Source organism: Parabacteroides bouchesdurhonensis, from assembly GCF_900186615.1.
Taxonomy (GTDB): domain Bacteria; phylum Bacteroidota; class Bacteroidia; order Bacteroidales; family Tannerellaceae; genus Parabacteroides; species Parabacteroides bouchesdurhonensis.
Genome location: NZ_LT896588.1, coordinates 2657211 through 2679938 on the forward strand (window position 1 = coordinate 2657211; position 22728 = coordinate 2679938).

20 protein-coding genes and 2 pseudogenes are annotated in these 22728 nt (G+C 46.3%); 12 read left to right on the forward strand and 10 right to left on the reverse strand.

All coding sequences use genetic code 11. The annotated features are described in order from the left end of the window. Positions 1–71 precede the first annotated feature (71 nt). Both C1721_RS11535 and C1721_RS16325 read right to left on the reverse strand, forming a co-directional pair. Positions 72–434 carry a hypothetical protein gene (locus C1721_RS11535; RefSeq protein WP_004291423.1) on the reverse strand — a complete coding sequence of 121 codons (363 nt, stop codon included), beginning with the start codon at positions 432–434 and terminating at the stop codon, positions 72–74. 11 nt (positions 435–445) lie between these two features. Further along, positions 446–652, reverse strand: a pseudogene (locus tag C1721_RS16325) (tyrosine-type recombinase/integrase); the annotation flags it as partial. Positions 653–937: 285 nt separating this feature from the next. Between C1721_RS16325 and C1721_RS11545 the strand changes: the two are divergent. The 3 genes from C1721_RS11545 to C1721_RS11555 are packed head-to-tail and all read left to right on the forward strand — an operon-like array spanning position 938 to position 3845. Next, complete coding sequence (locus C1721_RS11545; RefSeq protein WP_004313905.1) at positions 938–2167, forward strand: site-specific integrase; 1230 nt, start codon at positions 938–940, stop codon at positions 2165–2167. Positions 2168–2180: 13 nt separating this feature from the next. After that, positions 2181–3401, forward strand: a complete 1221-nt coding sequence (locus tag C1721_RS11550; RefSeq protein WP_004313906.1) for a site-specific integrase — start codon at positions 2181–2183, stop codon at positions 3399–3401. Positions 3402–3422: 21 nt separating this feature from the next. After that, positions 3423–3845 (forward strand): virulence RhuM family protein, encoded by a 423-nt coding sequence (locus C1721_RS11555; protein ID WP_004313907.1) that lies wholly within the window; start codon positions 3423–3425, stop codon positions 3843–3845. A 290-nt stretch (positions 3846–4135) separates the two neighbouring features. On the opposite strand, the gene C1721_RS11565 is transcribed toward C1721_RS11555, so the two are convergent. Together C1721_RS11565 and C1721_RS11570 are read right to left on the reverse strand one after the other, a co-directional pair. After that, on the reverse strand, positions 4136–4441 hold the full coding sequence (locus tag C1721_RS11565; protein WP_005822096.1) for a helix-turn-helix domain-containing protein: 306 nt from the start codon (positions 4439–4441) through the stop codon (positions 4136–4138). Between the two features lie 46 nt (positions 4442–4487). Further along, positions 4488–4799: a helix-turn-helix domain-containing protein gene (locus C1721_RS11570; RefSeq protein WP_004312622.1), complete on the reverse strand. Its 312-nt coding sequence runs from the start codon at positions 4797–4799 to the stop codon at positions 4488–4490. Positions 4800–4864: 65 nt separating this feature from the next. Between C1721_RS11570 and C1721_RS11575 the strand changes: the two genes are divergently transcribed. From C1721_RS11575 to mobA, 3 genes are all read left to right on the forward strand, one after another. Beyond that, positions 4865–5101, forward strand: coding sequence for a hypothetical protein (locus C1721_RS11575; protein ID WP_005822095.1), 237 nt, complete (start codon positions 4865–4867; stop codon positions 5099–5101). 260 nt (positions 5102–5361) lie between these two features. Next, positions 5362–5829 carry a DUF3408 domain-containing protein gene (locus C1721_RS11580; protein WP_004312623.1) on the forward strand — a complete coding sequence of 156 codons (468 nt, stop codon included), beginning with the start codon at positions 5362–5364 and terminating at the stop codon, positions 5827–5829. Positions 5830–6108: 279 nt separating this feature from the next. Beyond that, positions 6109–6543, forward strand: a complete 435-nt coding sequence (gene mobA / locus C1721_RS11590) for a conjugal transfer protein MobA (protein WP_004312624.1) — start codon at positions 6109–6111, stop codon at positions 6541–6543. A 220-nt stretch (positions 6544–6763) separates the two neighbouring features. Here mobA and C1721_RS11595 read toward each other — a convergent pair whose 3' ends face one another. After that, complete coding sequence (locus tag C1721_RS11595) at positions 6764–7519, reverse strand: LytR/AlgR family response regulator transcription factor (RefSeq protein WP_004312625.1); 756 nt, start codon at positions 7517–7519, stop codon at positions 6764–6766. Further along, entirely contained in the window at positions 7500–8591 is a 1092-nt protein-coding gene (locus tag C1721_RS11600; protein WP_199830433.1) for a sensor histidine kinase, read from the reverse strand. The genes C1721_RS11595 and C1721_RS11600 overlap by 20 nt, the downstream gene beginning before the upstream one ends. 281 nt (positions 8592–8872) lie before the next feature. On the opposite strand from C1721_RS11600, the gene C1721_RS11605 reads away from it, so the two are divergent. The 6 genes and pseudogenes from C1721_RS11605 (at position 8873) to C1721_RS11630 (ending at position 18663) form a co-directional block, all read left to right on the forward strand. After that, positions 8873–9427, forward strand: a complete 555-nt coding sequence (locus tag C1721_RS11605; protein WP_004312627.1) for a GNAT family N-acetyltransferase — start codon at positions 8873–8875, stop codon at positions 9425–9427. Positions 9428–9442: 15 nt separating this feature from the next. After that, the gene (locus tag C1721_RS11610) at positions 9443–10561 is read left to right on the forward strand and encodes an efflux RND transporter periplasmic adaptor subunit (protein ID WP_004312628.1); all 1119 of its coding nucleotides are present in this window, start codon (positions 9443–9445) and stop codon (positions 10559–10561) included. After that, entirely contained in the window at positions 10558–13671 is a 3114-nt protein-coding gene (locus C1721_RS11615) for an efflux RND transporter permease subunit (protein WP_005822092.1), read from the forward strand. The genes C1721_RS11610 and C1721_RS11615 overlap by 4 nt, the downstream gene beginning before the upstream one ends. Then, on the forward strand, positions 13672–15033 hold the full coding sequence (locus C1721_RS11620; protein WP_004312631.1) for an efflux transporter outer membrane subunit: 1362 nt from the start codon (positions 13672–13674) through the stop codon (positions 15031–15033). Positions 15034–15048: 15 nt separating this feature from the next. Continuing rightward, positions 15049–17348: pseudogene (locus tag C1721_RS11625) on the forward strand (ATP-binding protein). Beyond that, on the forward strand, positions 17341–18663 hold the full coding sequence (locus C1721_RS11630; protein ID WP_004312633.1) for a sigma-54-dependent transcriptional regulator: 1323 nt from the start codon (positions 17341–17343) through the stop codon (positions 18661–18663). Before C1721_RS11625 ends, C1721_RS11630 begins: the two are co-directional and overlap by 8 nt. Before the next feature lie 166 nt (positions 18664–18829). On the opposite strand, the gene C1721_RS11635 is transcribed toward C1721_RS11630, so the two are convergent. The 4 genes from C1721_RS11635 to C1721_RS11650 all read right to left on the reverse strand — a co-directional run bounded on the left by C1721_RS11635 (position 18830) and on the right by C1721_RS11650 (position 22648). After that, the gene (locus C1721_RS11635; RefSeq protein ID WP_008640975.1) at positions 18830–19429 is read right to left on the reverse strand and encodes a hypothetical protein; all 600 of its coding nucleotides are present in this window, start codon (positions 19427–19429) and stop codon (positions 18830–18832) included. A gap of 75 nt (positions 19430–19504) precedes the next feature. Continuing rightward, positions 19505–20395: an AAA family ATPase gene (locus C1721_RS11640; protein ID WP_004312636.1), complete on the reverse strand. Its 891-nt coding sequence runs from the start codon at positions 20393–20395 to the stop codon at positions 19505–19507. Next, positions 20392–21258, reverse strand: a complete 867-nt coding sequence (locus C1721_RS11645) for a DNA adenine methylase (protein WP_004312637.1) — start codon at positions 21256–21258, stop codon at positions 20392–20394. Before C1721_RS11645 ends, C1721_RS11640 begins: the two co-directional genes overlap by 4 nt. 4 nt (positions 21259–21262) lie before the next feature. Next, positions 21263–22648, reverse strand: coding sequence for a hypothetical protein (locus C1721_RS11650; protein WP_004312638.1), 1386 nt, complete (start codon positions 22646–22648; stop codon positions 21263–21265). Between the last annotated feature and the right edge of the window lie 80 nt (positions 22649–22728).

Sequence of the window (22728 nt, forward strand, 5' to 3'; positions counted from 1 at the left end):
TTCATGAAAAAGTAAACGGGTGACACCTTTTGTGGTGCTACCCGTTTACTTGTCTTATGGGGTATGTGCAATCAGCAATACCCGGCTTTTCCGTTCTGTATGAACATCACGTATGTCTGCCGTTTCTCTTGTGAGAGTGCCTTTCCCACCAGCCATGTGCGGAACAGGTGGGTGTTGTAGGTATTCACCCTGAAAGCGACCGGGATGATGATTTCAAGGGCGTACACGTCCGCGTGCAGCCCGTTTTCAAGCTGCATGTAGCGGCACACCTCGTAGTCGTTCAGCACGTCCGACTTGCGGACGGCTCTGATGGCGGCGTTCACTGCCGGGACGGTCGTATGGAACAATCCGGCTATTTCGGTGGCGGTCATCCACACGTCGTTACCGGTTACGCTGACTGCCTTGTCCTCGATGATGATTGTGTCACGTTTCATGGCTTTTCTTTTTAGATGGTGCAACCTGCAAATTCCTCGACGCCGTTCAATCTTGCGGCAAGGTTCTCCATGTCCTGATTGAGCTTCTCTTTGGTTATCTTTGCGTAAATCTGCGTCGTCTTTATGCTCTTGTGTCCGAGCATGGAGCTGACCGTTTCGATGGGAACACCGTTGGAGAGGAATATCGTCGTGGCTGCCGTGTGGCGGCTCTGATGGAATATACACGGCAAAGCAAGCAACAGCGAACAGGTATAGATTAAACGTAAACCGTTAGGAATAAGCGATATTTCGGTATTTTGCGAAGTTGAAAAAATGCAAACGACAACGGAATATTGAGGTTGTTCAGTTACCAAACCGTTAGCCGGGCAGTTACCGAAACGGGAACAGGTAACGGAAAGCGATGAAAAGAAATCCCCACCGTTTTGTTTGCGTTAATACACAGTGTTTTGCGCATCAAGGGACGCTTATATGGCAAGTAAATTTGCACTTAAAAATATAAGCGTATGAAAGTAGAAAAATTCAAGGTGCTGCTCTACCTCAAAAAGAGCGGACTGGACAAGTCGGGCAAGGCTCCCATCATGGGACGCATTACCGTCAACCGCACGATGGCGCAGTTCGGATGCAAGCTGTCATGCCCTCCCGAACTGTGGAATCCCTGTGAAAGCCGTCTGAATGGCAAGAGCAAGGAGGCGGTGGAAACCAACACCAAGATTGAGAAACTGTTGTTGGCGGTAAACAACGCCTTTGACAACCTTGTGAGCCGTAAAATGGATTTCGATGCCACCGATGTGAAGAATCATTTTCAAGGAAGTATGGAAACGCAGATGACACTCATGCGAATGACTGATGTTGTCTGTGACGACCTCAAAGCCCGTATTGGTATTGACCGTGCGAAAACTTCTTACTCGACTTATCATTATATGCGTCTGACACTTGGTGAGTTCATTGGGCATCAGTACAAGGTCAAGGATTTAGCATTTGGGCAGCTTACGGAACAGTTCATCCATGACTATCAGGTTTTCGCTATGGAGAATAAGGGTTATGCAATAGATACTGTCCGACATCACCTTGCCATACTGAAAAAAATATGCCGTCTGGCTTATAAGGAAGGCTATGCAGACAAAATCCATTTCCAGCATTTCACCCTGCCCAAGCAGTCGGATAAAACCCCACGGGCATTGAGCCGTGAATCGTTCGAGAAAATCCGTGATGTGGAAATTGAACCGCATCGTAAATCTCACATACTGGCAAGGGATATGTTTCTCTTCGGGTGTTATACCGGGGTCTCGTATGCGGATGTGATATCCATTACCGATGAGAACTTGTACACGGACGATAACGGAGCGTTGTGGCTGAAATACCGCAGGAAGAAGAACGAACATCGGGCAAGCGTGAAGTTGCTTCCCGAAGCGATTGCACTGATTGAAAAGTATCACAGTGAGGACAGGGACACATTGTTCCCTTTACTACGCTGGCCTAATCTTAGAAGACACATGAAGGCGTTGGCGGCATTGGCTGGCATCAAGGATGATTTGTGCTATCATCAGGCGAGGCATAGTTTCGCCTCGCTGATAACGCTCGAAGCGGGTGTGCCGATTGAGACCATCAGCCGGATGCTGGGACATTCCGACATTTCCACCACTCAAGTATATGCCCGTGTCAGTCCGAAAAAACTCTTCGAGGATATGGACAAGTTCATAGAGGCGACACAAGATTTCAAACTAACCCTATAAATCCAACAACAATATGCGAAGCACATTTTCATTATTGCCATATATTAACCGCAGCAAGGTGAGGGCTGACGGTACGACCGCCGTACTCTGCCGTATAACCATTGACGGCAAGCAGACCGCCATAAGCACAGGTATCTATTGCCGCCCCGAAGACTGGAACGGCAGGAAGAATGAGATAAAGACCGTCAGGGAGAACAACCGCTTACGGGAATACCTGCGTCTGACTGAGGAAGCCTATACCGAGATACTTAAATCGCAAGGAGTGGTCAGTGCGGAAATGTTGAAGAACCATATTTCCCTGAATAATATCCATCCGACTACCTTATTGCAAATGGGTGAATGGGAACGGGAGCGGTTGAAGAAACATTCCGAGGAAATAGATTCCACTTCTTCCTACCGTCACTCCATGTATTATCAGAAATACCTGACGGACTTTATAGCGTCAATCGGGAAAAAGGAAATTCCTCTTGAAGAAGTGACGGAGGATTTTGGCAAGTCCTATAAAGCTTTCCTGAAGAAGTGCAAGAATTTCAGCTCTTCCCAAACCAACAAATGTATGTGCTGGCTTAATCGTTTATTGTATTTGGCAGTCGATAAGGAGATTATCCGTGTGAACCCCTGCGAGGACTTGGAGTATGAACCGAAGCCGGAGGCAAGGCACAGGTACATCAGCCGCGATGAGTTCAAAAAGATACTTTCCACCCCGATGTATGACAAGCGTATGGAACTGGCAAGACGGGCTTTCATCTTCTCGACCCTGACGGGACTGGCGTATGTGGACATCAAACTTCTTCATCCCCATCATATCGGGACGAATGCGGAGGGCAGACGGTATATCCGCATCAACCGCAAGAAGACAAAGGTGGAGGCTTTCATACCCTTACATCCCATAGCGGAACAGATATTGTCGTTGTACAACACAACCGATGATGAGAAGCCCGTGTTTCCTCTCCCAAGCCGTGATTCACTTTGGTTTGACATCCACGAGATGGGTGTTGCCATAGGCAAGGAGGAAAATCTGAGCTATCACCAAAGTCGGCACAGCTTCGGAACTTTCCTGATTTCAGCGGATATACCGATTGAGAGCATCGCCAAGATGATGGGACATTCCAACATCAGAACTACTCAGGGGTATGCACGGATAACCGATGATAAAATCTCCAAAGACATGGACAAACTGATGGAGCGAAGAAAGAAAATATCGGCTGGCGAAAAGAAAGAAAACAGTATATAATCATCATAAAATAAAGGGATTATGAGCAGAGAAATAATAACAATCAGTAAAATGGGAGCGGTCACCGTACCGACAGCCCCAGTGTGGATGACCCAGTTCGAGATAGCCGACCTGTTCGGGGTGTTCTCTTGCAATATCCGCAAGATGATACAGGCAATTTACAAGAACAAAGAGTTGAACGAAACTGATACGATGAAGTATATCAAGCAAACTGACGGCATCAGTTATGATGTGTATAATTTTGAAATGATTATAGCCATCGCTTTCAGAATATGTAGCAAAGAGACCCTTTTGTTCAGGCGGTTCGTAATAAATGAAATCTGCACCACCAAGAAAGGAATCCCGGTTACATTGTTTGTTTCCTATGGTAAGAATGGCAACCTATGGTATAGTCGAGGTTCTTCCCGTCAGCCACCTGTTCCCGATGCACGGATGCAAAGGTAGCGTGTGGCTCTGACAGCATTGGCAAGGTCGGGCGGCATAGCCGTTTCGGGCAGAATCTTCCTCAACGGGGTTGAGCGTATTCAGCCCGAAAACCTTGCCCCTGCCAACCACACGCATTTTGGGCATCCGGCAACGGAAACAAGCGACTGACGGGAAATCAGAAGAAAGAGAAGGAACGGCTTACAGACGAAGCTAAACATTGATGCTTCATCCGTAAGCCGTTCCTTTTTTATTGTACCATTGCTGTCGCAAACATAGGGCAGACGGCAAACTGCGCTCTTTCAAGAAAATCAGATAGCCGTCTGTCGGTAGGCGGTACGGTAGCTGTCAGTCAGCATCCTTTCGATGTCGGACTCTCGGTAGAGGATTTTGCCGCCCAACTGAATGTAGGCTATCCGCCCTTCGTTGCGGTAATCCTGAAGTGTTCGGCGGCTCACTTTCAACCGTGCCGACACCTCCTTGTCCGTGAAGAAACGCTCCCCGTTCAGTGTCGGGCGGTAGCTGGCAGTCAGATGCTCTACGTTGTCCAGCAGACGGTCAAGACTGCCCATGAAGTGGATTATCCACTCGTTGTCTTTGTTAATCAGTTCGTTCATATTACTCTGGATTTAGTGGAATTATTGTCATTACTCTATTCGGTTATCAGATTGTCCTGCCTTTGAACTTTGCTTCCTTCCGTCTGTCCTCCACGATGGAGACGATACGTTGCACATCTTCGGGACGGTAATAGGTCTTGTGGTTGATTTGGCTGTATGCCAAAGTCCCATTGTCCCGAAGCGTCTGCAAGGTTCGTGGGCTGATATTGAGCATCCGGCATACGTCCTGATTATCCATCCACTCGCTCATTTTCTTTTCGCCGTGCCGATGGCAGATGGCATCCATACGGCAGACGAAGCGGTCGAACTTGGCGACCAGCTCCTCAAAGGTCTTTCTTTCGATTGATACGATTTCCATATTGTCTTTTTTTAGTTGTTACTGTTTCTTATGCCGCAAAGGAATGTATAATCCGTTACTTGACAATGGGTTTCCCGGAAGTGGTAGCATGTTGCGCTGATACGGTAGTCATTGTCCGTGATACCGACTTTTCCTTTGGCGGCTATCATTCCTTCTCCCGCAAAGAAATACATAATCCGGCATCCGGCAATGGATTCAATTTGGTCTGGCAGCAAGTGGCACAGGGTGGTAGAGGTTGGCACAGGCATGGTTCACCGATTGCCCAATCCGCCCAGTCCTTAGCCCTTAATTCCTATATTTAATAAGGACACCACAGCCCAAATAAGAGCTTAATTCAAAATCACCCGTAACTAAACCTTTTTCCCTTTCGGTTATATACATCCGGCAAAACGGTGAAGTCTGCACCGTTATTTCTATCACCATAAAGCAAAACCATACAAAATTGCCTAAGAGAACCCAAGTGCTTGACAGACTGCACTGAAGCATCTTACTTTGCTCCCGATAATCGGTCGAGGTGCTTACCAAGACCACAGTTAATAACTTAATCAATTTGTTTTTTACAATGAAGAGAGAACCAAGCATTACAGAGCAGCAGGCTCGTGAAATCGTGGAAAAGATGGGACGCAGGGAATCCTACACTCCCAAGTCGATGAATGACATCTACAGGCGTATCGGCCTGGAGCCGGATGAGCCGGAACAGCCCGGCAAGACCGTCACGGAAGAAACGGAGACCGCTATGGCGGATGAACCGTCAAGTGAGGCGGTCGGGGAAACAGCAATGCCGCAGAAGCGTGTCAGCAGCAAGCAGCGCAGGCTGTCGCTGGAGGAGTACCGCGCCACCTATCTCCAAGTCCCCAAGATTATCAACCGCAAGCCCGTGTTTGTCAGCGAGACGGTGCGTGACGAACTGGACAGGGTTGTCCGCTTCCTCGGAGGAAAGGGTATGAGCGCATCGGGGCTGATTGAAAACCTCGTCCGCCTGCACCTCGACACCTATCGGAACGACATCGAGCAGTGGCGCAAGCTCTGACGGGATTACAGAAAGTCGGTTAGGCTGGTGAATACACTTCATCGGCTTAACCGATACCCAAGATGAGTGATTACACTCGGAAAACAATCCGACAAGCGGAGGATTGTTATGTCTTCAAAGACATAGCAAGATATATTTTCAGTTACCCGAATAATTCTAAGTAACTGAAAACACCTTCACCGCCGTGGGCAGAATTATCCTCCGCAGTCGGATAATTTCGGGGTTCATTAATCAAAGATTAAACAATGGACAAGCCATAAAATTGAAAAAATAAGAAGTATGAAAAAGAAGAGCAAGTACGGGAGAAATCCCAAGTTGAACCCGAAGACGCACTGCGTGATGGTGCGCTTCGATGATGTGGAATGGAACAGATTCCTGACGATGTACGAGGAATCTAACGTGTACGCGAAAGCCGTCTTTCTCAAGGCGCACTTCTTCGGACAGAAGTTCAAGGTGCTGAAAGTGGACAAGACGCTGGTGGACTACTACACCAAGCTGTCGGATTTCCATGCCCAGTTCCGTGGCATAGGCACGAACTACAATCAGGTCGTCAAGGAGCTGCGCATCCACTTCTCGGAGAAGAAGGCGATGGCGTTGCTCTACAAGCTGGAGGAGTGCACCATCGACCTTGTGAAGCTGAGCCGGGAGATAATGGAGCTTTCAAGAGAAATGGAGGCTAAGTGGCAACAAAGACGGGATGATTCTATGGTATAGCTGGATGTCCCTTTGGTTCGCAGTTCGGCAAGTGAACGAAGTCCGACGGGTAACTTCATTGCCGACCATGTCATTGTCGGACATCTGTTAAGAATAAGAACTAACTGAAAGGGATGAAAATATAGTAGAATCAAGTATCTGGCTTTCTAACTGATAAATAGAAATCTAGATACTTGATTTACAAACTAAATATATTTGATACTCTTTTTGCAAGAATAGTCTACCTGTCAATCCATTCTTTAAGCCTCTGCGCCTTTTCCTTGCTCACTTGTATTTCCGTCTTCGGATAACCTTTCAAACGGACAATCAACTTTCCTCCAAAATAATTACCGAGGAACAAAACGTGCTCTACATTGATGATATATTGGCGGTTTGCCCGGAAGAAATAGTCCGGGTTCAGTTGGTGTTCAAGTTCATCCATTGACACATTGACCACTTCGGAAGTGCCATTGTTGAGACGAAGATGTACAATCTTGTTTTCTGTTTCGATATGGTTGATGTCCGAAACTCGCACGGTCTTATATCCGTCACGATAAGGAAGCAGGAAACGCTCCCTATAACGGAACTTGCTCTTCTGTAAGGCGTCAAAAAGCTGTTGCAAGTTTTCGTCGGTATAATTCTTTCCGGCTTTGACTGCCTTGTCAATGGCCGCTTCAAGTTCATCCGGATCCAGCGGTTTCAGAAGATAGTCAAAACTGTTGAACTTGAATGCCTGTACTGCATATTCATCGTATGCGGTGGTAAATATGATGGGAACGGTTGCCTGGGCATGTTTAAGAGCCTCGAAACTCAAACCGTCAGTTAGCCGGATATCAGCAAGGATGAGGTCTGTGGTTTTGCCAGATTGAAAGAATTCGACTGTTTCTTTGATGCTGGCAAGCGGACCTTCAACAATAAATGTTCTGTCAATATCGTTCAGCAGCCTTATGAGGCGTTTGGCATTGCGCTGTTCGTCTTCAAGAATCAGTATTTTCATAAGGGTTGATGTTTTTTATGATGGGCAGACTTACCGAATAGAAGTTTTCGGCATTCTCTATCTTGACCTTTTTATCACAAAGTAAAGCATATCGTTCTATGATATTTTTAAGTCCTAAACCGGTTGATTCGATTGGGGACATCAAAGGTCGTTTCAGGTTGCAGACGGTTATGTAATCATCGGACAACTTTATGTTGATAACCAACGGATGTTCAGATGAAAAGCTGTTGTGTTTTATTGCGTTTTCTACAAGAAGCTGCAATACAGCCGGAGGAAGAAAACCTTTGCATTGTCTGACGCCCGGACTTACTTTTGCAATGACCCCTTCGTTGTGGCGTACTTTCATCAAATACAAGTATGAATCAAGAAACTTGATTTCGTCGGCAACGGGTATCAGATTGCGGTCCAGATTGGTGATGATGTATCGGTACACTTTCGATAGGTTACTCAGGAATTTTCCGGCAAGCTCGGTATCTTCCTCAATCAGTTCCAGCAGGTTGTTGAAGTTGTTGAACATGAAGTGCGGGTTGATTTGCAGTTTCAGCGAGTTGAGTTGCGACTGCAAGGCGATCTTTTTTTCCTTCATCAGCGCCATTTCGAGTGCTTGTTTCTCGTCGCGCGCCTTGATGTAAGACTGAAGGTAGAAGGAGTTGGCATAGACGCTTGACAGGAAGGTAGATATCATGGCAAAGGTGTATGCGCCTTTCATGTTGAGGAGTTCGTCGAGAAGCCCGTTGTCGGTTTCGTCCCATAGGAAATTGAACAAGGTTATCATACCGAACGCAACGATATTGTTCAGTGCCATTAGGCAGGATGCATAGACCATTCCCCACACGTAGGATGTCCTGAACGGCAATACCCTGAAGACCAGAAAACAGAATCCTAAGGATATGTAGGTAAAAAGCATACACAGCAGAAAATCGACCATGTAATCAGCGATTGTCATTCCCGGCAATTGGTCGATGGTCTTGTCATCGAGTATAAACCACATGACAAGGTAGAATACATAGGAGACGGCAGATAGCAACAGGCCGTTCTTCCAACTCATTATTTTCATTTTCACTTGGGTCATATCGGGTGCAAAGTTACTCTTGATTCGGCAAAGATAAGGCTTTACTCCTTTGGTTGATAGGATAAACAGGCTGAAACGGATAAAATTACTATCGAAACGATAATAACTATTGGTGAAATACACATTGTATTTGTTAAAACCGATCTGCACTTGAAAGATTATCCTTTTTTCGGTCTTAACTGTCAGTTTGGATAGTTCGGACTTTAATTTATCCGCTTCGATACTCTTTGAATTGCAAGAACTTTTATAGGGGTATAATTTTGCATCTCAAAAAAAAGTGTATGAAAATTGAAACAGAACGTCTTGTAATCAGAGACTTTCAAAAGAGAGACGTTGTTGGACTTTTGGAATATCTTTCAAATCCTCGTGTGAATTGCTTTGCCGCCGACCGCCTTTGTTCTGAAGAGGCGGCATTCGTATATATGCAGTATTCCCAAAAAGATATGCAACGCTATGCAGTGAGTTTGAAAAAGGAGGACTTTATAATCGGTGATGTTTTCGTTTTGCGTGAAAATGAAGATACTTACAATGTGGGCTGGCATTTCAACAAACGTTTTGAGGGCAAAGGATTAGCTCGTGAAGCGGTTATCGGATTGTTGGATTATCTTTTTCGGGAGGCGGGTGCACGGCGTATCTATGGATTTGTGGAAGATGACAATATTCGCTCCAAACGCTTATGCGAACGCCTTGGTATGCGCCGCGAAGGATGCTTCAAGGAATTTGTGACATTTATAAACAATCCTAACGGCACCCCGAAATATGAAGATACCCGTGTTTATTCCATTCTAAAAAAAGAATGGAATTCAATCAGTGCTAAATCAATTACGAATAATTAAGAACAAGAAAAGAATATGAACAAGCGATTCATTATCATTAATTTCGCCGCATTTGCCGTCATGCTGTTTCTGTCGACTGGATGCAAGCAGGACGGTAAGCAGGATGCGGTACCGAGTTATCGGGTCATAACAGTATCGTCCATGCCGGTGGAAATATCCGAATCTTATTCCGCCACTATCCGCGGGCGACAAGATGTGGATATCATGCCGCAAATATCCGGCCGCATCACGCGTCTATGCGTGAAGGAGGGCACACGGGTGACGACAGGGCAAGTACTGGCAGTGATAGACCAAACACCCTATCTGGCAGCCTTACGCACAGCTTTGGCTAATGTCAGCGCAGCACGGGCAAAAGCGGAAACGGCACGAATCGAACTGCAAGGTAAGCAAGCCTTGTTTGATGAGAAGGTAATATCCGAATACGACCTTTCTCTTGCCCGAAACCAACTAGCTGTGGCACTTGCCGAACTCCAACAGGCCGAGGCGCAGGAAGCGGATGCACGAAACAACCTCTCTTATACTGAAATCAAAAGTCCGAGTAACGGCGTGGTAGGCACATTGCCCTACCGCATCGGTGCGCTTGTCAGTCCCAACATGGAGCAGCCTTTCACGGTCGTGTCCGACAATGCGGAGATGTATGCCTACTTCTCCGTGTCGGAAAACATGCTGCGACACCTATCCACTCGCTACGGCTCGATTGACAGCCTGATAGCCAAGATGCCGGAAGTGAGCCTGCAACTCAACGACGGTAGTCTGTACAAAGCGAAGGGACGCATCGAGACCGTAAGCGGTGTGGTGGACCCTGCGACCGGAGCGGTGCAGATCAAAGCCCTGTTCCCCAATCCCGAACGCGAACTGCTGAGCGGCAGCATCGGCAACATCGTCCTTCGGAACCCCCAAACGGATGCCATCACCATTCCCATGACCGCCACCGTGGAACTGCAAGACAAAATCATCGCCTACCGACTGAAAAACGGACGGGCGGAAGCTGCCTATCTCACGGTGGACCGCCTGAACGATGGCAACCGGTTTATCGTAAAAGAAGGTCTCTCGGTCGGCGACACCCTCATCGCCGAAGGCGTGGGACTGGTGAGAGAAGGCATGAGCATAACCCCTAAAGACGAAACGAAATGAAGCTACGATTTTTTATAGACCGCCCGGTGTTCTCGGGCGTTATCTCGGTGGTGATTGTGCTGTTGGGCGTCATCGCCATGTTCTCCCTGCCGGTGGAGCAATATCCCGACATCGCCCCGCCCACCATCAATGTATGGGCATCCTATCCCGGAGCCAACGCCGAAACCGTGCAGAAAGCCGTGATAGTGCCGCTGGAAGAAGCCATCAACGGCGTGGAAGACATGACCTATATGACCTCCACGGCATCGAACACGGGAGACGCCTCCATCAACATCTACTTCAAGCAAGGAGCCAATGCCGACATGGCAGCCGTGAACGTGCAGAACCGTGTGAACGCCGCATTGAGCCAGCTTCCGGCAGAAGCCACCAAGACCGGTGTCACCACCGAAAAGCAGCAGAATGCCGAGCTGCTGACCTTTGCCCTCTACTCGCCCGATGACCGCTTCGACCAGACGTTTCTGAACAACTACATGAAAATCAATGTCGAACCGCGACTGAAGCGCATCAGCGGCGTGGGAAAGGCGCAACTGTTCGGCTCCAATTACAGCATGCGCCTCTGGCTGAAGCCCGACCGTATGGCGCAATACGGGCTCATACCCGACGACATATCCGCCGTACTCGCGCGGCAGAACATCGAAGCCGCCACCGGCTCCTTCGGTGCCAATCACCCCACGGCCAACGAATACACAATGAAGTACCGCGGACGCTTGTCCGGTGCCGATGAGTTTGGCGAACTGGTAGTCAAGTCCTTGCCGGGTGGCAACGTGCTTCGGCTGAAAGAGGTTGCCGATGTGGAGCTGGGCGATGAATACTACAACTACTCCTCCCAAGTGAACGGCCATCCGGCAGCCATGATGATGATAAACCAGAAGGCAGGGTCCAATGCGTCGAGCACCATCAACGAGATTCACGAAGTGCTCCACGAACTGGACCGTGACCTGCCCGAAGGAGCGGAATTCGTAGTGCTTACCGACACCAACAAGTTTCTGTATGCCTCCATCCGCTCGGTCATCCGCACCTTGCTGGAGGCGATACTGCTGGTTATCGTAGTGGTATATGTATTCTTGCAGGACATCAAGTCAACGCTTATTCCTGCCATATCCATCTTCGTTTCCATCATCGGCACGTTCGCCGTGATGTCCATGATAGGCTTTTCCATCAACCTGCTCACCCTGTTTGCGCTTGTGCTTGCCATCGGCACCGTGGTCGACGATGCCATCGTGGTGGTGGAAGCGGTGCAGGCGAAGTTTGATGAGGGCTACCAGTCGGCGGTGCTTGCGGCCGATGATGCCATGAAAGACGTTTCATCGGCCATTCTGACCTCTACCATCATCTTTATGGCAGTGTTCTTTCCCGTTGCCATGATGGGCGGCACTTCGGGAGCCTTCTATGCGCAGTTCGGCATCACGATGGCGGTTGCCGTGGGCATCTCGGCCATCAATGCCTTCACCCTCTCACCGGCACTTTGCGCCCTGTTGCTGAAGCCCTATATCGACGAGCACGGCAATACAAAGGACAACTTTGCAGCCCGTTTCCGAAAGGCGTTCAATGCCGTTTTCTACCGTCTGAGCCGACGCTATGTGCGTGGAGTGATGTTCATCCTCCACCGCCGGTGGCTGATGTGGAGCTCTATAGCAGTGTCCTTTGTATTGCTGGTGCTGCTGGTCAACGCCACCAAGACGGGCCTTATCCCCGAAGAAGACACCGGAACGGTCATGGTGAGCATGAATACGAAGCCCGGCACGTCAATGGCGCAGACCGTCAAGGTGATGGAGCGCATCAACAGCCGCCTCGACAGTATCGGCGAGATAGAATACAACGGTGCGGTTGCCGGCTTCTCTTTCAGCGGTTCCGGTCCGTCGCAGGCCATGTATTTCGTGACACTCAAAGACTGGGAACAGCGTGAGGGAGAGGGGCAGTCGGTCAACGACGTCATCGGAAAAATCTATGCCGCCACCTCCGACATCCCTGATGCCACGGTGTTTGCCATGTCGCCCCCAATGATAGCCGGATATGGCATGGGGAACGGCTTTGAGCTCTACTTGCAGGACAAGGCAGGCGGAGACATTACCGCTTTCAAGAAAGAGGCGGACAAGTTTGTCGAGGCCTTGTCGCAGCGGCCCGAAATAGGCGAAGTCTATTCCTCCTTTGCCACAGACTATCCGCAATACTGGGTGGATATCGACGCCGCCAAATGCGAGCAGTCGGGAGTGTCGCCCGCAGAGGTGCTTTCCACCCTGTCGGGCTATTATACCGGACAATATGTTTCCGACTTCAATCGCTTCTCCAAGCTCTACCACGTCACCATGCAGGCTCCGGCGGAATACCGTGTGAATGCAGAGTCCATTCATCATATCTATGTACGCACCTCTGATGGCGGCATGGCACCGTTGAGCCGGTTCGTGCGTCTGACCAAGACCAACGGTCCGTCAGACCTCACCCGCTTCAACCTGTTCAATGCCATCTCCATCAATGGGTCTCCGGCCCGGGGTTACAGTTCGGGGCAGGTGCTCGAAGCCATCAGTGAGACGGCACGCAAGGTTCTCCCGGCAAATTACACCTACGAGTTTGGCGGCATCTCGCGCGAGGAGAGCAAGACAACCAACAATGCCACGCTGATATTCCTGCTCTGTATGGTCCTGGTCTATATGATTCTGTGTGCCTTGTACGAAAGCGTGTTTATTCCCTTTGCGGTTCTGCTGGCAGTGCCTTGCGGGTTGATGGGCAGTTTCCTGTTCGCATGGCTCTTCGGTCTGGAGAACAACATCTACATGCAGACCGGTCTGATTATGATTATCGGCCTGCTTGCCAAGACCGCCATCCTGCTTACCGAATATGCAGGCAAGCGGCGGTCGGAAGGCATGACACTGGCACAAGCGGCATACAGTGCGGCAAAAGTCCGTCTGCGCCCCATCCTGATGACCGTGTTGTCTATGGTGTTCGGCCTTATCCCGCTGATGCTGGCTCACGGAGTGGGTGCCAACGGTAGCCGTTCGCTTGCCACAGGTGTAATCGGCGGAATGATTGTAGGTACATTGGCTCTGTTGTTCCTCGTGCCTTCATTGTTCATCGTCTTCCAATATATCCAAGAACGTATTAAGCATAATTAAATGAAAAAGACAGCAATATATATCATATTGTCAGGATGGATGCTTACCGGCTGTGGCACGTACAGCCGGTATCATCGCCCCGACCTCTCGATGGAGAATCTGTATAGCACCCTTCCGGCAGACGCCGATACCACCACTCTGGCCTCCCTGTCGTGGCGGGAAATGTTTACCGACCCTAAACTTCAGTCCTTGATTGAAACAGGACTTGACCGAAACACAGACCTCAATGTGGCACGGCTACGGGTGGAAGCGGCAGCCTCCGCCTTGCTGACAGCTAAACTCTCCTATCTACCCTCACTCGGACTGAATGCCGAAGGTAATGCCGGCAAGCACGATGGAGCAACGGCAAAGACATATAATGCAGGAGCGACAGCAAGCTGGGAACTGGACATCTTCGGCAACCTCACAGCTGCAAAACGTGGTGCCGCTGCCGCCTTGCAAGGAAGCCGTGATTACCGGCAAGCCGTACAGACTCAGCTTGTCGCCACTATTGCCGACAGTTACTATACCCTTGCCATGCTCGACGCGCAAATGGCAATAAGCCACCGCACCCTTGAAAACTGGCAGACTACCGTGCGCACTCTCGAAGCATTGAAAAAAGCCGGACAGTCAAACGAAGCCGGTGTATTGCAGGCAAAAGCGAACGTGATGCAGCTCGAATCGTCCCTATTATCCATCCGCAAGAGCATCTCCGAAACAGAAAACGCCTTGTTTGCAATACTTGCCATGCCGTCACACTCAATAGCACGAAGTAATCTGGTCGAAGCAGCTTTCCCCGATACCGTCTCTATCGGAGTCCCCTTGCAGTTACTTTCCAACCGTCCCGATGTGCGTCAGGCAGAAATGGAACTGGCGCAGGCGTTCTACACAACCAATGCGGCACGTGCCGCATTCTACCCCCATATCACCCTTTCGGGAACACTTGGATGGACCAATAACGGTGGCGGTATAATCACCAATCCCGGACAATGGTTGCTCAATGCCATCGGTTCCCTGACACAGCCCTTGTTCAATCGAGGCGCAAACATCGCCAACCTGAAGACTGCCCAAATCCGCCAGGAAGAAGCGAAGTTACTGTTCCAACACTCTTTGTTGAACGCAGGCAAAGAGGTAAACGATGCTTTGACCGCATGGCAGACTGCGAAATCGCAACTTGAAATCAATGCTCGGCAGGTGGAAACATTATGCGATGCCGTGCGGAAAACAGAATCACTGATGCGTCATTCCAATATTACCTATCTGGAAGTATTGACCGCCCAGCAATCTCTCCTTGAAGCGGAAGTGCAACAGCTGCAAACTCGTTTTGAACGCATACAAAGTGTAATCAAACTTTATCACGCGTTGGGAGGAGGACGATTTTAATTCGTAAGAGAATAGATGGAATTTGTACGTAAGGCAATAGCATTAAGTCACACTTTCATAATTCTAATAGTAGTAGCCATTGCATTTACTTGTCATAATGAATGGCAGGAAGTGGAAGCATTGGAGGTTGGCAACCGGCATATAGATGAATTCAGGAAGGTATTCATATCCAACTGATAGAGTTTTCGCTATTAGGAGAAACTGCATTGGATTGGGACGAAACGGATTTGGAGAATTACCATGCCCAACGCATTGCATTGGACAGCACATTGTGCCTGTTCAATGAAACTCATGTAATTGGACGTATTGACAGTGTGCGCAGTCTTTTGGAAGATAAGGAACGGCAGATGTTTCAGATTGTTCGGTTAATAGACGAACAACAATCCATCAACAAGAAGATTGCCAGTCAAGTACCTCTCATTGTTCAGACAAGTATGCAGGAACAGCCCAAGAAACCGAAACGAAAAGGGTTCTTGGGCATATTCGGCAAAAAAGAGGAAACGAAGCCGCCGACAACAACAACTACGCTTCGTTCACCCAATAGAAGCATGGTCAGTGAACAGAAAGAGCAAAGCCGTCGATTGTCGGAACAAGCCGACAGTCTTGCCGCCCGCAATGCAGATCTTAACAGGCAGTTGAAGGGGCTAATCTGTCAAATAGAAAATAAGGTACAAGCCGACCTGCAAGGGCGGGAAGACGAAATAGTTGCCATGCGTGGAAAGTCATTTATGCAGGTAGGCGGTTTAATGGGATTCGTCCTTCTGCTGTTGTTAATTTCCTACATCATCATACACCGTGATGCAAAGAGTATCAAACAATACAAGCGCAAGACAACGGATTTGATAGGGCAACTGGAACAATCCGTACAACGGAACGAGGCACTGATAGCATCAAGGAAGAAAGCGGTACATACCATCACCCACGAACTGCGCACACCACTAACGGCAATAACAGGTTATACTGAGCTGTTACAGAAAGAGTGCAGCAAGGAGAACAATGTGAATTTTCTTCAAAGCATACAACAATCTTCCGACCGTATGCGGGATATGCTTAACACCCTGCTGGACTTCTTCCGCTTGGACAACGGCAAGGAGCAGCCCAAACTGTTGCCCTGCCGCATCTCCACAATCACGCATACCCTTGAAACGGAGTTCATGCCCGTCGCCATGAACAAGGGGCTTTCCTTGACCGTAAAGAACGGAAACGATGCGGTTGTACTGACCGACAAGGAGCGAATCATCCAAATTGGAAACAATCTGCTGTCAAATGCCATCAAGTTCACGGAGAAAGGCGGTGTGTCGCTGACTATCGATTATACCAACGGAGTGCTGACACTGATTTTCGAGGATACAGGCACAGGCATGACAGAAGATGAACAGCAACGTGTATTTGGGGCATTTGAACGCCTCTCAAACGCCGCCGCAAAAGACGGTTTCGGACTTGGACTTGCCATCGTGCATAACATAGTGGCGATGCTTGACGGCAAAATCCATTTGGAAAGCGAGAAAGGGAAAGGAAGTCGTTTCACAGTGGAAATACCCATGCAGAAAGCCGAAGAAATACCGGAAAAAGAGATACAGACTTATATCCACCGGGAGGAGAGAAACCTCAATGTTGTCGCCATCGACAATGATGAGGTGCTGCTCCTGATGTTGAAAGAGATGTATGCACAGGAGGGAATACATTGCGACACTTGCACCGATGCGGCGGAACTGATGGAAATGATACGCCGAAAAGAATACAACTTGTTGCTGACGGACTTGAATATGCCCGGCATAAACGGCTTCGAGCTGCTGGAACTGCTCCGATCGTCCAATGTTGGCAATTCACAGACAATCCCCGTGGTCGTGGCAACCGCTTCGGGCAGTTGCGATGCGGAGGAACTTTTGGAACGAGGCTTTGCCGGATGCCTGTTCAAACCATTCTCCATATCGGAACTGCTGGAAATTTCCGACAAGTGCGCCATTAAAGCGACACAGGACGGTAAACCGGATTTTTCCGCCTTGTTGTCCTACGGCAATGAAGTTGTCATGCTGGAAAAACTGATAACGGAAACCGAGAAAGAAATGCAGGCGGTACGGGATGCGGCAATGCGAAACGATCTGCAAGAACTTGATGCCTTGACACACCACTTACGCAGTTCGTGGGAGATACTCCGTGCCGACCAGCCGCTGAAGGTGCTTTATGGTGTGCTTCATGGAAAGGATAAGTCCGATAACGAGGCGTTAAGTAATTCCGTGACCACCGTGTTGGATAAAGGAGCGGAGATTATACAGTTGGCAAAGGAGGAAAGGAGAAAATACGAAAATGGATAAGACAAGAATAATCGTGGTGGAGGATAACATCGTGTATTGCGAATATGTCTGCAATCTGCTGGCACGGGAGGGATACAGTACCGTGAAGGCTTACCACCTGTCAACAGCGAAGAAACATCTGCAACAGGCAACGGATGATGATATAGTAGTTTCTGACCTGCGCCTAAACGATGGCAACGGAATAGACCTGCTGCGCTGGATGCGCAAGGAGGGAAAGATGCAGCCGTTCATCATAATGACCGACTACGCCGAAGTGCATACGGCAGTCGAAAGCATGAAACTCGGTTCGATAGACTATATTCCGAAGAAACTGATAGAGGACAAACTCGTCCCCCTTATCCGCTCCATACAGAAAGAGCGTCAGTCGAGACACAGCCGGATGCCCGTTTTCGCCCGTGAAGGTTCCGCCTTTCAGAAAATCATGCACAGGATAAAGTTGGTAGCCGTCACCGACATGAGCGTGATGATATTCGGAGAGAACGGCACAGGCAAGGAGCATATCGCCCACCATCTGCACGACAAGAGCAAACGGGCTGGCAAGCCCTTCGTGGCGGTGGACTGCGGTTCGCTATCCAGAGAACTTGCGCCGTCGGCTTTCTTCGGACACGTCAAAGGCGCGTTCACGGGTGCGGACAGCACCAAGAAAGGATATTTCCATGAGGCGGAAGGAGGCACGCTGTTTCTTGACGAGGTGGGCAACCTTGCGTTGGAGACCCAGCAGATGTTGCTCCGTGCCATACAGGAGAGGCGGTATCGCCCGGTCGGTGACAAATCGGACAAGAGTTTCAACGTCCGCATCATCGCCGCCACCAACGAGGATCTGGAGGCGGCAGTGAGCGAAAAGCGTTTCCGGCAGGATTTACTCTACCGTCTGCAAGACTTCGTGATAACCGTGCCGCCCTTGCGTGACTGTCAGGAGGACATCATGCCGTTGGCGGAGTTCTTCCGCGAGATAGCCAACAAGGAACTGGAGTGCAATGTGAGCGGTTTCAGTTCCGAAGCCCGTAAAGCGTTGCTGACCCACGCATGGCCGGGCAACGTGCGGGAGCTTCGGCAGAAAATCATGGGAGCCGTGTTGCAGGCTCAGGAAGGTGTGGTCACGAAAGAGCATCTTGAACTTGCCGTGACGAAACCGACCTCACCTGTCAGCTTCGCCCTGCGCAATGATGCGGAGGATAAGGAGCGGATAATGCGTGCGTTAAAGCAGACAAACGGCAACCGGAGTGCCGCCGCCGAACTGTTGGGAATAAGCAGAGCTACACTATACAGTAAACTTGAAGAGTATGGACTTAAATATAAATTCAAGCAATCATAACTGATAATCAGACACTGTTTCACTGAGTGTGCCTGAGCAAAAGCTCTAAAAGAAACAGTATCTTATTCGGTTAATGAAAGAGAAAGTCTGATTCTGATTATATATCGACCAAGAACCCAAAGAATACTTTCGGCATTTAAGCTCCTTTATTGTGGTCACCGGAAGTTTAGTCATAAATATACCGTTTTATCATATTTTCAAAATTTCTTTTAAACTCTTGTACTTCGATAGGAATCGAACGTAAAAAGGGATTAAAAACCTTATTACCATTTCGTCCCCAATATTCCAACTGACCATTAAACCATTTTTTTGCATCTTGACGCCCCAACTCACCTCCTGCATTTATTTGTTCCATAGTATAGTCTCGGAAACATAATTGTTTGGTATATCCATTTGCTATATTGCCCCATAATGGATCTGCATCAGAGAGATTATACAAATAGGATGCCAGCAGTCTTTCAGGAGAGTTGTTCCCTGGCAATATTAAAATGTTATCTGCATTTTTTATTTTCTTAAGATACGCCCTATTCATCCTAACATCTCCATCCAATATGATGATAGAATATGGGTGTTTAAATGCAGGTATGTTTTTATTTACAAGTTCAGTTAAGGTTGAACACGGCAGAGTTACATCTACAAAATCTAATATAGATGCTTTAGTCTTTAAAATAGCTTTAACGAATAATATATTTTCATTATCCTCTGTATATACAGTAATTTTGTTTTTCTTACGTTTTTTTCCTTCTGCAACAACATTCAAATCCAATTTAATACCTTTAAAATCTACATTTTGTTTGATTGTTATCTTGTCATCGACTTTCTTTAGATAAAGAATCTTTACCTACTTAGCTGTTTCTTCTTGTTTACTTACTTCTTGAACTAAATCGTCCATAACCTTAAGAAGAGACATTGAATGAGTAGTAAATAAAATTTGCAAATTAAGTTTAGACGCATATTTGCGCAAAATCTTTAATAGCTCAACTTGAGACGCTGGATACATTGTAGCATCCATCTCATCAATGGCAAGAATTCCACCTTTATATTGTTGGGGATATTTGTCATGCAATCTTTTAAAAGAAAATAATGCCAAGATAATTTTGCCCAGATTATCTTGTCCCATAGAGTTTTGATTCCAATCGTATAATTCAGTGGATACGCCTATAGATTGCTTATTTTTTGAGGTTATTGTTGTTGCAGAAGAAATGGGAGTTTGTACTATTAGAATTTTATTGTGTAATTGTTTAAACTCACTTAGTTCCTCTGGAGTTAATAATGTGTCATCAGTTATAATCTTGGCCTCCTCTGCCATAGGAACTAACCGCTTTAAACTTAAAAAGATTGTGGGAAAGGAGATATATCCATCCCCTTCTTGCCTTGCTCCTTTCTTCCAAAATCGCACATTAGGGTCTCCAGTACGTTTGATGCTTTCGACAGTAAAGTCATCTACTCCTATATCAAAAGAAATGGTCCATTCATGACCTTTAGGTCTATCAAAAATGGGCGATAATCTAAACTTATCTTTGAATGCAGAAATATAGCTACCACCACACAAAGGTTTTTCCGCTCTCATTGGATCCTCAGGCTTAAGAGTGAAGGTTTGTGTTACAATACCCAGTAATGTTGACTTTTGAGTTCCGTTTTGTCCTGCAATTGCTGTTAATTGAGAGCCTACTTCAAAGTCTTCATTTTGGAAGCCTCGAAACCTTTCGATATGAATGTGAGTTATTTTCACTTTGTTGAATGATTAAATAATTTGTGTTTGGGAATAACTATATCGTCACAAAATATCATTATTTCTTCACCTTTTCCTGAGTTACTCGCACTATAATTCAATTCAAAACATTGTTGCCTATATTTTGAATATAGGTTGGTTATGAATGGCACATTATCATAAGAGACAATCCACTTACAATTTACTATTGCACCTATAGCATTTGCGATGTTTTGATGGTCTGTGTCATTATAGTAGTTCAGATAAAGCCCTTTTCCTTTTATATAGTATGGCGGGTCTAAATATAATAGAGTATTGTAAGGTAATTCATCTTTTAATCGTTGCACTAAAGTAACAGCATCGTCATTTGTTAGATGAATTCTCTCCGCGTAGTCTGCTATACGTTGAATCCTTTTTATCAAATCTTCTTTGTTAAACCTCGCATCAATCTTGTAATTTCCAGTTTGGTCGTATCCACCTATGATTCCAGCTTTTAAAATTCCTGAACGATTTGTTCTATTTAGGAAGAAAGTGGAAAACCCTAAATTTAATAAATCAACATTTCTATTTTCTTTATTCTGCTGAAACTCTTTTTGCTTAAACCATGTTTCGACATTTATGGGAGTATCCTTAATTAATTGGCAAAGAGCATCCGTGTTATTAAGAACACTATACCAAAAGGCATAAATAGATATGTCTTTATCGTTTATATATATATCACTAACATATTCATTAAAGAGCAAGGATAAAGCAACAGAACCACCTCCTACATATGGCTCAACATAAGTACCATCAAGCAATGCATTTTCTTTGATTAAACACTGTACGAAATCAGCGACTTTTGCCTTTCCACCGGGATATCTTAAAGGTGATAAAAACTCCATAATGTCATTCTTTATTTATAGATTCCCATAATTGGATAAAAAAACTTTCTATGTTGTCCCATCCTATAATCAAATTGTCTGCTTTAGGATAGAAAAACTCATTATGAACATATGCATTCAAGGATTCAATGGATAGGACTGAATTTTTATCATTTATTTCAGACCTTATACCTTTAGATAAATCATTACTCATTGTTCCTAATTGGGTCATATGATTTAATACTTTACAAACTTTCCCGTTCAAATCCTCTTTGGAAGAACACGCAGTTATAGCATTGTTTTTTACCAAATCATATCTTTCCAAATAAGCATCAACTGACAATTCTAAAAACACTCTCAGCAGTACAGAAGATGCATTAGGACATGTTTTAACTTGGATATGTTTTAACTCCTCAAAAATTTTATTGATTTTGGGGTTGTTGATATGCAAAATCAAAGTCTTGGGCACTAAGCCAGCTCTGTTTCTAGCTTTCTGATTATTAGCCTTTTTTATTTCTCTGCGTTCACTATTTATTAATACCTGCCCTTTATTGTCTACAATATCTTGAACACTCCATTGTTCAGACGCTTCATTAGATAGGTCTGGCTTTTGGTTCGTGTCAAAATTGTCAATATATTGCTTCCTTTTTTCTCTATTATAGATTTCTGAAACTTTGAATTCTGGATTAAGAATATCCGTAACAACTTTTATAAGCCCCTTGACGACTTCTGACACTTCAACCTTTGAAACTAAAGTTCCATTGTTAATTCCCAAACCAAGGTGTTCTCTAACATAAGGGTCTGACATCAAACGTTGCAGGTTGGTAATATTTAGTTTGGATAACGAATCCTTAATCGTATCAGAAACATTATCTTGTGATTTCAATAAAGTGATAATTTGCAATGGAATCGATGATTTTCCTTCTGTCTTCTCCTCGAATCTTTGCTTTTGTTGAGCATTCCAAGTAACTGTACCGATACCATTCAGCTCTCCCGAGTGTTTACGTTTTATCCAAATATCAGCTTCCGTTGGGTTTTCAAAAACAGCGCAAGCAATATTCTTCAATTCAGAAATAGCATTAGGATTTTCTTTTTGCAATTTCTGAAATTTTTTCCTTAAAGAAATGTACTTGTCATCAATTAATGTTGGATTGTTTAATAATTTTAATGATGTTATTCTCCTATTACCTTCGAGTACTATATATTTGTTGTTATCTTCGTTAGGCGTTACAATGATTAAATCGACTGGACTAAGACCATTAGTTACAATATCGTCTACAAGAGAATATAATTTATCCCCTTGGTCCTCTACCATCTTGTCTATCGCTTCCTTTTGTGAAGACAGAGGCTCAAATCTATAATTTTCAGTATTGACAAATAGTGATGTCAATTTTATTGTTTTTACAACCATGGTAACACTCATACTTATTAAAGTACAAAATTACTCATTTTTAGTGAAGTTAGCAGTAATTGAGCAATAAAAATATATGG